Below are 10,014 nucleotides of genomic sequence, written 5' to 3' on the forward strand. Positions count from 1 at the left end.
CACGACCGTTCGTGCAGTTTTATGGACGCGAACCTGCGCCTCCTCCGCCCGGCGCAGCGGGCGTCAGGCCAGCTCGGGGGCCCCCGGGTCGGTCGCCTCGGCCCGCAGCAGGCGCACCACCGCGCGCCCGGCCCGGTCGTACGGGGTCTCCTCGTCGAACAGCAGCGCCTGCGAGTTGGCCGTCTCCATCACCGCGACCAGCGCGAAGACGAGGTCCTCCAGGTCGGCGTCGGCCCGCAGCCCGCCCGTCGCCCTGGCCTGCGCCAGCGTGTCGAGCAGCAGCCCGTGCCACTCCCGGGCACAGCCGGCCAGCGCGTCGCGCAGCGGGCCGGGGCGGGCGTCGAACTCGGCGGTCACCTCGAAGAAGAAGCAGCCGCCCTCGAAGACCCGGACCCGCGAGTACGCGAGCCAGCTCTCGCAGAGCGCCCGGACCCGGCCGAGGCCCGGGGCCACGCCCTGCACGGGGGCGACCACCGCGTCCGAGAAGATCCGCCGGGCGGCCCGGACGGTCGCCAGCTGGAGCTCCTCCTTGGAGCCGAAGCCGGCGAACACCCCGCTCTTGCTCAGCCCGAGGTCGGTGGCCAGCCGGCCGATCGACAGCGCGTCCAGGCCTTCGACGGAGGCGATCTCGACGGCCCGCGACAGCACCGCCCGGCGGGTCTCCTCGCCGCGCACGACCCGCCCGTCGGCACGTCCGTCGGCACGGACGGCCGTGCGTCCCTCGGTGCGTCCGTCCTTGACCGAACCGCTCACGGTCCACCTCAGCTGTCCGTCGTGGCGGGAGCGCCGCCGGGCGGCCCACAGTCGTGGGCCGCCCGGTGCGCCTGCGTCCAGCCAGGGTATAGCGGTCGCCGCTCCCACCCGCCCGGCGTCACCCGGCCGGGACGGCGAGGGCGGGTGCCCGCAGAGCCTGCCTCGCCGGCAGGGTGGTGGCGGCCAGGGCCAGCACCGCGGCCAGCGCGAGCACCCCGGCGTATCCGGTCCAGCCCCAGGCCACCCCGGCCGCGCCCGTCATGCCGAGGCTGAAGGCGGTGAGCACCGCGAAGGCGATCGCCGAGCCGACGGTGACACCCGTGACCACCACCGCGGCCGACTCCAACCGCAGCATTCCGAGGACCTGGCGGCGGGTGGTGCCGGTCAGCCGGAGCAGGGCGAACTCCCGGCGGCGGTCGGCGGTGGCCATGGCCAGGGTGTTCACGACCGAGATCGCGGTGAAGCCGAGCACCAGGGCCATCCCGAGGTAGTTGGCCTCGGCGCCGTTCTGCCGGGCCTCGGCCGTGATCTCCCCGGCCTGCGCCCGGTCGAGCACCCGCACCCCGGGGAAGCCGGCCACCGCAGCGGTCAGCCGCTCCCGGGTGACCCGGCCGTCACCGGCCACCAGGACGGCCGACGCGAGCGGGTTGTCGACGTGCCGGGCCAGCAGCGCGTGCGAGAGCGTGAGGTCGCCGAAGCCGAGGCCGCGGGCGTAGACGGCCCGGACGGTCAGGGTGGCGGGGGTGCCGTCGCCGAGGACCAGCCGGACGGTGGAGCCGGGGCGGACCCCGAGGGCGCCGGCCGCCGTCGCGCTGACCGCGAGGTCGCCGTCGCCGAAGCCCGCCAGCGTGCCCGCCGTGACGTCCGGGTCCCAGCCCGCCGCCAGTCCCCCGGTGGTCACGCCCTGCACGGTGTACTTCTCCAGGTCGATCCGGGCCGAGCTGCGGAGCACCTCGGTCGCCGCGGTGACGCCGGGCAGCTCCCGGACGGCCTGCGCCGCCCGGCCGGGCACCCCCGGCGCGCTCGCGGCCAGCGTCCACGGGGCCCGGACGCCGTCCTCGGCCTGCCGGGCGGCCGCGCCCCCGAGGGTGGACTCGGTGAACAGCACCGTGCAGACCATCGCGGTCAGCAGGGCCAGCGGCGCGGCGGCGGCGCCGAGCCGGCGGGACTCGGCCCGCAGGTTGGCGGCGGCCAGGTGGCCGCTCACCGGGAAGATCCGCAGCGCCCCGCCGAGGACGGCGGACGCGCCCCGGGCCAGCACCGGGCCGAGCAGCGAGACCGCGACGGCCAGCACCACCACGGCGGCGAAGGTCACCGGGGTGGCCGCCTTCTCGGTGTCCAGCGCGGCGAGGACGGCGACCAGGACGATGCCGCCGGCCAGCACCACCACGCCCGCCACCGCCCGCGCCCACCCGGCGCCCGGCACCTCGACCGCGGCCTCGGACAGCGCCTGGCCGGGGCGGATCCGGGACGTCCGGCGGGCCGAGATCCGGGCGGCGGCCCAGCCGGCCAGCACGGTCGCGGGCACCGCGGCGAACAGCGGGAAGACGCTGAGCGTGTGGTGCAGCGTCTCCGGCACCGCGCCGAGGCCGACGAAGCCGTCGTACAGCCACCCGCCGGCCGGCAGCCCGGCCAGCGAGCCGAGCAGGCCGGCGGCCAGACCCAGCAGCAGCGCCTCGCCGCCGATCATCTTCCGCACCTGCCCGGGCGTCGCCGCCACCGCACGGAGCAACGCGATCTCCCGGCCCCGCTGCTGGATCATCAGGGCGAAGGTCCCGCTGACCACGAGGACGGCCACCAGCAGCGCGGTGCCGCCGATCGCGGCGCCCATGCTGACCAGCTTCACCCGGGCACCGGCGGCGTCCGGGAACTCCGCCTGCCCGCGGTCGGCGCCGCGGTGGACGACGGCGTTGCCGCCGGCCAGCGCCGGGGCGAGGTCGCGGGCGAGCTTCGCCGGGTCGGTGCCGGGCGTCGGCAGGACGGCGATCGCGGCCACCTGGCCGGGCCGGTCGGCCAGCCTCCCGGCCTCGGCCGGGCTGAAGAACAACGCGCTCTGCGCGGTCAGTTCGACTCCCCGGGCGGCGGCGACGCCGGAGATCCGGTAGGCGGCCGGAGTCTGCGTGGAGCGGACGGTCAGCCGGTCGCCGACGTGCAGTCCGGCCCGTGCGGCGAGGCCCGCGTCGACCACCAGCTCGTCGTCGGCGCCCGGCGCCCGGCCCTCGGTGAGGGTGAACGGGGTCAGCTCGGCGGAGGCCCAGGAGTGCCCGTACCCGGGGAGCCGGTCGGCGGCCACCGGCTGGGCGGGGAAGGTGAGTTCGGGGACGACCGCGCGAACGCCCGGCACGGCGGCGATCCGGTCGGCCAGCGCGGCGGGCAGCCAGGCCCGCTCGGCGAGCGGCTTGGCCTTCTCCTTGGTCTTGGTCTTCCCGTTGCCCTTGTCCTTGACGACGGTCTGGTGCACCTGCTGGTCGCCGGCCACCACGAGGGGGGCGCCCGCGTACCGCTCGGTGCGGATCTCGCCGCGCAGGCCGGTCTCCAGCAGGGTGCCGCAGGCGGTGACGGTCAGGGCCGCGAAGAACAACGCGCAGAAGGCGCCGACGAAGCTCGACCGGCGGGCGTTCAGGCTCTGGAGTGCGTAGGAGAGCAGCATCAGGCCCGCACCCCCGGGCGCATCGGGGCGCGGCCCGCCCGGCGGGAACGGCACTGCGGACTGGGGTGACGGGGCGGCTTCGGCATGGCCCCACCCTCCCGCGCGGCAGGGCGCGGACGCAGTGCGGCGGTCCGGCGGATCCGGGCGGGGGTTAACCCCCTACTCGCCCCGGCGGTGCGCCCCCAACTCCGCTTCCAGCAGAGCCGACTGCGCCAGCAGCCGCTCGTCGGCGCCGGCCGGGGCGACCACCTGGAGGCCCAGCGGCAGGCCGTCCGCCGCCGGTCCGGCCGGCAGGGTGAGCGCCGGCAGCCCGGCGAAGCTCCACGGCAGCGACATCGCCGCGTCACCGGTGGTCCCCAGCCCGGCCGGGGCCGGCCCGGTCGCCGCGGGCGTCAGGACGAGGTCCGCCCCCGAGGCCGCCCAGGCCTCGGCGAGCAGGCCGCACAGGTGCTCACGGGCGTGCAGCGCCGCCTCGTAGTCCTCCGGCGGGACGGCCTGGCCGTGCCGGATCCCGGCCGCCGTCTCCGCCCGGTAGAGGCCGCCGAAGCGGACGAACCAGTCGGCGTGGGTACGGGCCAGCTCGAAGCGGTTGATCGTCCGCAGCAGGCCCAACAGCTCCGCGAGGTCGGCCGGCAGCTCGATCCGACGGACCCTCAGCCCAGCTGCGGCCAGGTGCTCCAGCTGCTCCTCGAAGGCCTTCCGCGCCTGCGGACCGGCCTGCTCCAGAAAGGGGCCGGCCGGCACGCCGAGAACGGGTGGCGCGGCGGCCCCGGCCGCCCGCGCCTCCTCGGCGCGCCAGTCGTCGCAGAGCAGCGGCACCGCCAGCGCGGCGCCCGCGAGGTCCGCGGTGAACAGGCCCGGGGTGTCGAAGGTCGGCGAGTGCGGGATCACCCCGTCCATCGGGATCCGCCCGTGCGTCGGACGGAAGCCCACCACCCCGCAGTAGGCGGCGGGCCGGATCACCGAGCCGCCGGTCTGGGTGCCGATCGCCAGCGGCACCAGCCCCGCCGCGACCGCCGCCGCCGACCCGCTGCTGGAACCGCCCGGGGTGTGTCCGGGGTGGTGCGGGTTACGGGTCGGGCCGGGGGCGGTGCCCGCGAACTCGGCGGTCACCGTCTTGCCCGCGACCAGCGCGCCCGCCGCCCGCAGCCGGTCCACCACGGCGGCCTGCGGCCCGGCCAGCACACCGGGCGGCAGGGCGGAGCCGGCGTGCGTCGGCAGGCCGTCCACGTGCACGATGTCCTTGATCCCGACCGCCACCCCGTACAGCGGCGGCGCGGTGGCCGGGTCGGGGTGGCGCGCGGCCAGCGCGCGCGCCTCGGCGTGCAGCCGCCCGGGCCGTCCGGGCTCGGGCACGAACGCGTGGAGCAGCGGGTCCACCTGCTCGATCCGGGTGCAGAGCCGGTCGACGTGGACGGCCAGCCCGGGATCGCCGGCCCGCAGACCGGTGGCCTCGCGGACCAACGACCGCGGCCGGACCAGGGATTCATCCATGCCGACCACAGTAGACCCGCCCGCGGGTACCGGCGCCGACCGTCGCACGCCTACGGGTTCCCCTGGTGCTCGCTCCCCAGGTAGGGCGTTTCGCGCAGGTAGTACGCCCCGCAGGTGTGGCAGCAGAGTTCGGGCGTCTTGCCCCAGTCCACCGGCTCCCGCATCGGCGCACCCTCATCGAGGTCCCGGCCGCACATGGCGACGGCGTCGGAGCCGCGGACCATGTGCCAGAGCCTCACCCCGGCGGCCGGGCCGCCGTCGCCGTACTCGGCGCGCATCTGGTGCATCATCTCCCCATCGTCCGGCGGCCGTCCGGCACCGGCAACCGGGGAGGGCGCCAGGACCGCGGCCGGACGGCGGCGGCGGGCTCAGACCAGGCTGCCGTGCAGCCGCAGCCGGGCGATGCCGCCGTCCGGGAAGACGTCGAGCCGGACGTGGGTGGCCGGCCGCGGGGCGTCCAGCACCAGGCGGTGGACGGCGTCGGGCTGGAGCCTGGTGCGCGGAACCAGCTCGAACCACTCCTGCGGGTCCGCCGCCTGCTCGTCACGTCCGTGGAGCGCGGCCCAGCCGGCCGCGTTGCCCACGTAGTAGCCGGTGTCGATCTCCACGGCGCGGATCGCACCCCGCCCGGCCAGCCGGAGCCGGACCCAGTCGTGGCCGTCGTCGCGGCGCCGGCGGTTCTCCCAACCATCGCCCATGGCGCGGGACTTGCCGGGCAGGGCCAGGTTGGAGGGGGGTGAGAAGAAGCGGTCCGAGGCGTCCTCGACGGCGCCGCCGTGCTCGATCGCCGCCAGGTCGAAGGTGCCGAGCGCGGCCAGCCAGGCGGTGTCCGGCCGGGCCTCGCCGTGCACCCGCAGCCGGGCGATGCCACCGTCGGGGTACTGGCTGAGCCGCAGGTGCGTGAAGCGGCGGCCGCCCTCGACGGTGAAGCCGTTGGCCGCGTGGCCGCGCACCGGCGAGCGGGGTACCAGCGGGTGCCAGACGACGGAGTCGGCGAGCAGTTCCTCCGGGCCCGGGGTGCCCGGGAGTTCGGTGCCTTCGAGGCCGATCTGCTGCGGGTGGTTGCCGCGGAAGTGCGCGGTGTCCACGATCACGCCCCGGACGACTCCCGGCACGCCCAGGCGGATCAGCGCCCAGTCGTGGTCGTCGGCGGTCGGGTGCGGGCGGTCGGTGCCGGCGCCGCGGCGGCGGCGGGTCTCCCAACCGTCCATGATCTGGCCCTTGTTGCCGAAGGTGTGCGGGCGGAACTCGGCGGGCTCGGGCAGCAGCAGGTTCTCCCGCTCGGCGAACAGCTCGTCGTTGGCGGCGATCACGGCGCCGCCGAGCCGGCGGTCGGCCAGGTCGGTCAGCACGGTGAAGGCGAAGTCGCCGGAGCGGTAGTCGGCGTACGGGTTGCCACCCCCGTAGGGCAGGGCGTCGGCGTCGGGAAGGGTCCTGGGAGCGTTGTCGGTGGCCATGCGTCCACCATGAACCCGGGGCACTGATCAGGTCCATCACAAAGAACTGAGCAAACCGTTCACTCCGACTGAACGGTCTGCACGGTCCCCGCCACCTCGGCCAACGCCGCCAGCACCCGGCGCAGCGGCGGCGTCCCCTCCGTCCCGGCCCGCACCGCCGCGACCACCCGGCGGGTCGGCAGGTCGGCCGGCAGCGCCCGGACCACCGCGCCGCCGCCGCGGCCCGCCGAGGCCAGCCGGGGCACCAGCGCCACCCCGAGGCCCGCCGCGACCATCGCCAGGATCGCCGTCCAGTCCGCCGCGGTGTGCGCCCGCTCCGGCACGAACCCGGCGTCCGCGCAGGCCGCCAGCGTGATCTCCCGCCAGGGCCCGGCGGCGCCGTAGATCCACGGCTCGTCGGCGAGGTCCGCCAGCCGCAGCCCCGGCACGCCGGCCAGCGGGTGGCCAGGCGGCAGCGCCACGTCCAGCGGGTCGCTGAGCAGCACCGACTCCACGAACCGCGGGTCGCCGCCGGCCGGCTGCACCGCGAGCGACAACGCCAGGTCGACGTCGCCCGCCGCCAGCAGCCCGTACGCCCCGGCTGCCTCCGCCTCCACCACCCGCACCGCCAGCCGCGGCGCGGCTTCGCGCAGCCGGGCGATCGCCGGCACGAGCAGCCCGCCGATCGCGGTGGCGAACGCGCCCACCCGGACCTCGCCCGCCTCGCCGTGCAGGTACCCGGCCAGCTCCGCCTCGGCCCGCTCCAGCTGCCCGAAGACCAGCTCCGCGTGGCGAAGCACCAGCCGGGCCGCGCTGGTCAGCCGCACCCGCCGCCCGTACGGCTCCAGCATCGGCGCGCCCAGCTGCTTCGCCAGCGCCGACACCTGCTGCGAGACCGCCGACGGCGAGAGGCAGAGCCGCTCGGCCGCCGCCGTCACCGTCCCGCACTCACCGACCGCCCGCAGCACCCGCAGCCGCCGCAGATCCCATTCGCCCACCGCACCCATCGCGCCAGCGTAGGTCCGCTCCGGTCACCCCGGCCGGGAGCCGGTCGGCACCTCCTCGATAGGGTGCCGCTCCTGCGCACTTGGCGGTGATCACAATTAGGCGCCAAGTCGCGCAGACAGAGACAGAATTCACCTTATTGGGGGCAAAGACCGTGCGCTCTTCCCGCCTACTGGCCGCGTCCACGCTGCTCGCGCTCTCGCTCGGCGCGACGGTCGGCACGGCCACCGCCGGCGCCGTCGCCGTCTCGCCGAGCCCGACCGCCACCAGCTCGGCCACGCCCACCCCGACCGGGACCCAGACCCCGACGGGCACGAAGTCGGCCACTCCCACGGCGACCGGCTCTCCGAGCGCCTCCCCGACGGGCACCCCGTCGGCCACCGCCACGGCGAAGCCCACCGCCCGGCCGACCGTTCCGGTCCCGACGCCCACCCCGTCCGGCGCCGGCTGCCGCGGCTACCGCACCCTCGAACTGAAGACCACGGGCAGCGGCCTGGCCAACACCACCCTGGTCAAGGGCGGTGCGGCCGGGGAACTGTCGGTGACCTTCGAGAACACCGCCTCGGTCGACCTGCAGAAGGTGAACACCTACTTCTTCCTCACCGATGTCGTCGAGGCGCCGGTCGGAAACCCCGTCACCTGGGGCGCGGACGCCTTCACCATCCAGGTGAAGCTGCCCGGTGGCGACTGGAAGACCCCGGAGGCGGGCACGGTGAATGCCGGCGGCCCCTACCTGATGGTCGACCTCGGCGTTCACAAGCTCGCCAAGGGCGCCAAACTGGCCTTCCAGGTGCGCGTCACGCCCACGGACAAGGCACTCACCGGCGATTACTACGCCCAGCTCGACGCCGACTCCGAGACCTTCCAGCCCAAGGACGTCCCGGGCGCCCCCGCCACCGACAGCTGCATCGACTTCAACGGCAGCTTCCGGGTGGACGGCCTGTTCAAGGTGGCCGACAAGAACGCCGCCACCACCACCGCGGGCGCCCCGGCGTCGCCGTCGGGCTCGTCCTCTGCGAAGGCCGGCCCGCAGCTGGCCCAGACCGGCTCCAGCTCCAACACCCTCCCGATCGCCCTCGGCGGCGCAGCCGTGCTCGCCGCGGGCGTCGGCACCCTGCTCGTCCTGCGCCGCCGCAAGGCCGGCTCGCACAGCTGACCCCGGTCGGCAGCGGAAGAAGGGGTACGGGCGCGCTGCCCGTACCCCTTCGGCGTTCCCGCGTTCAGCAGGCCCTCAGGAGGGCGTCGTCCTGCCACTTGAGGATCTTTTGGTCCCCGCAAGCCCGTGACCTGCGGGTTCGATCAGAAAAGTGCTGCTGACCAGGCGAAACTACCTTCAGTAGTTCGCACTGGTCAGCGGCACTTTGGGCCCCCATGTGCCCCAGATGTGCCCCCGCGATGGCCGGGGAGACCAGCCGGTTCAGTAGGGACAGCGATGATCAATCGGATCCCGGGGTGTTGGTAGCACCGCCGGTGTCGCCTATTTTCGGTTGGACCACGAGACGTACCACGTCACCCCCCACGCCAAGGTCCTTTTGCCGCAGCGGTCTTGATCACATCAAGGACTGTCGTTTCTTGGCGGAGCCGTGTGCGGTGGCCGTCGCGGGTTGCGCGCGAATGTCGGGTGGCCGAGCCGACCCGGCCACCTTTGCGGTCAGCGGGCGGCGAGGAGTTCCCCTCGCTCGACGGCGTCGCGCAGGACGGCCGCGAAGTCCTGGGGCAGGAGGTTGAGCGCATCGAGGGCGTCGGCAGCCAGGGGGATCTCTTCGAGGATGTACTCGCCCCGGCCTTCCTGGCTGAACTCGGGTCCGGTGCGGTCCTCGAAGCTCCACTTCCCGATGGTGGCGAGGTAGAAGTCCTGGCGCTCGTCGTCCGTCTCGATGGTGTGGAGGAGGCTGACAATCTCGGCCTCACCCGCGATCTCCTCGCGGACCTCGCGCAGCAGGGCCTCTTCAGGGCTGACGTCGGTCGGTTCGATCTTGCCGCCGACGATCACCCAGTACGGGTCGATGCCGGGGCGGATGCGCTTGATCAGCAGCATGGTGTTGTTCGGGGTGAGGAGGACGGCGCGGACGCGGTGCTGCATGGTGTTCTCTTCCTTGTCTGTGGTCTCGGCGTGTGGGGCAGGTCAGTGGAGGAGCTGGCCGCCGTCGACGTGCAACGACCGGCCGGTGATGAAGGACGCGCTGGGGCCCGCGAGGAAGGCGACCGCGGCGGCGACGTCCTCGGGGCGGCCCCGGCGCTGGACGCACTGGCGGCGGATCTGGTCCTCGGGTCGGGCACGGTGGTGGGCGGGTAGGTCGTTCTCCGCCTCGACCTGAATCGCCCCGGGCAGGACAGTGTTCACACAGATCCCGGCCGGTCCAAGTTCCCTGGCCAGCGACCTGGTGAGGCCGAGAAGTCCAGCTTTGGCGGTGCTGTAGGCCAAGCCCGCAGCAGCGCTACGAGGCCGCCCTCAGGAGGGCGTCGTCCTGCCACTTGAGGATCTTGTCGAAGCTGACGATCGCGCCGCGGAGCGGGTGGTTGCGGAGCTGGACGTGGTCGGTGAGGGCGTGGATCAGGAAGAGGCCGCGGCCCGACTCGGCGGTGAGCTCGGGGAGGGTGTCGAGGTCCACCGGGCGCAGGGTGGGGGCCGGTGGGCGGGGCGGGAGGACATGGGTGTCGTAGGGGCGGCCCTCC

Annotated in this window: 8 protein-coding genes and 2 pseudogenes; 1 reads left to right on the forward strand and 9 read right to left on the reverse strand. The window is 75.1% G+C overall.

Annotation, left to right across the window (positions count from 1 at the left end; translation table 11 throughout):
• Positions 1-63 precede the first annotated feature (63 nt).
• From J5Y04_RS21025 to J5Y04_RS21050, 6 genes are all read right to left on the reverse strand, one after another.
• Positions 64-753, reverse strand: a complete 690-nt coding sequence (locus J5Y04_RS21025; RefSeq protein ID WP_209413609.1) for a TetR/AcrR family transcriptional regulator — start codon at positions 751-753, stop codon at positions 64-66.
• A gap of 118 nt (positions 754-871) precedes the next feature.
• Positions 872-3,403, reverse strand: a complete 2,532-nt coding sequence (locus tag J5Y04_RS21030) for an ABC transporter permease (protein WP_209413610.1) — start codon at positions 3,401-3,403, stop codon at positions 872-874.
• 159 nt (positions 3,404-3,562) lie between these two features.
• Positions 3,563-4,897, reverse strand: coding sequence for an amidase (locus J5Y04_RS21035; protein WP_209413611.1), 1,335 nt, complete (start codon positions 4,895-4,897; stop codon positions 3,563-3,565).
• 50 nt (positions 4,898-4,947) lie between these two features.
• The gene (locus J5Y04_RS21040) at positions 4,948-5,187 is read right to left on the reverse strand and encodes a hypothetical protein (protein WP_148643645.1); all 240 of its coding nucleotides are present in this window, start codon (positions 5,185-5,187) and stop codon (positions 4,948-4,950) included.
• Between the two features lie 78 nt (positions 5,188-5,265).
• On the reverse strand, positions 5,266-6,354 hold the full coding sequence (gene alc, locus J5Y04_RS21045; RefSeq protein WP_209413612.1) for an allantoicase: 1,089 nt from the start codon (positions 6,352-6,354) through the stop codon (positions 5,266-5,268).
• A 59-nt stretch (positions 6,355-6,413) separates the two neighbouring features.
• Positions 6,414-7,331 carry a LysR family transcriptional regulator gene (locus J5Y04_RS21050; protein WP_209413632.1) on the reverse strand — a complete coding sequence of 306 codons (918 nt, stop codon included), beginning with the start codon at positions 7,329-7,331 and terminating at the stop codon, positions 6,414-6,416.
• A 161-nt stretch (positions 7,332-7,492) separates the two neighbouring features.
• On the opposite strand from J5Y04_RS21050, the gene J5Y04_RS43575 reads away from it, so the two are divergent.
• Positions 7,493-8,494, forward strand: coding sequence for an LAETG motif-containing sortase-dependent surface protein (locus tag J5Y04_RS43575; RefSeq protein WP_209413613.1), 1,002 nt, complete (start codon positions 7,493-7,495; stop codon positions 8,492-8,494).
• A gap of 495 nt (positions 8,495-8,989) precedes the next feature.
• Here J5Y04_RS43575 and J5Y04_RS21060 read toward each other — a convergent pair whose 3' ends face one another.
• The 3 genes and pseudogenes from J5Y04_RS21060 to J5Y04_RS41970 form a co-directional block, all read right to left on the reverse strand.
• Complete coding sequence (locus J5Y04_RS21060; RefSeq protein WP_209413614.1) at positions 8,990-9,421, reverse strand: NUDIX domain-containing protein; 432 nt, start codon at positions 9,419-9,421, stop codon at positions 8,990-8,992.
• Between the two features lie 42 nt (positions 9,422-9,463).
• A pseudogene (locus tag J5Y04_RS21065) lies at positions 9,464-9,763 on the reverse strand (SDR family oxidoreductase); the annotation flags it as partial.
• Between the two features lie 13 nt (positions 9,764-9,776).
• Positions 9,777-10,014 (reverse strand): annotated as a pseudogene (locus J5Y04_RS41970) (ATP-binding protein); the annotation flags it as partial.

The organism is Kitasatospora sp. RG8, assembly GCF_017813315.1.
In the GTDB taxonomy this organism is placed as follows: Bacteria; Actinomycetota; Actinomycetes; order Streptomycetales; family Streptomycetaceae; genus Kitasatospora.

What these genes read in the sequence shown, in the direction of transcription:
- J5Y04_RS21040 (WP_148643645.1), bottom strand. Translation starts at nt 5,187, where the DNA reads ATGATGCACCAGATGCGCGCCGAGTACGGCGACGGCGGCCCGGCCGCC.
- J5Y04_RS21060 (WP_209413614.1), bottom strand. Translation starts at nt 9,421, where the DNA reads ATGCAGCACCGCGTCCGCGCCGTCCTCCTCACCCCGAACAACACCATG.
- alc (WP_209413612.1), bottom strand. Translation starts at nt 6,354, where the DNA reads ATGGCCACCGACAACGCTCCCAGGACCCTTCCCGACGCCGACGCCCTG.
- J5Y04_RS21030 (WP_209413610.1), bottom strand. Translation starts at nt 3,403, where the DNA reads ATGCTGCTCTCCTACGCACTCCAGAGCCTGAACGCCCGCCGGTCGAGC.
- J5Y04_RS21035 (WP_209413611.1), bottom strand. Translation starts at nt 4,897, where the DNA reads ATGGATGAATCCCTGGTCCGGCCGCGGTCGTTGGTCCGCGAGGCCACC.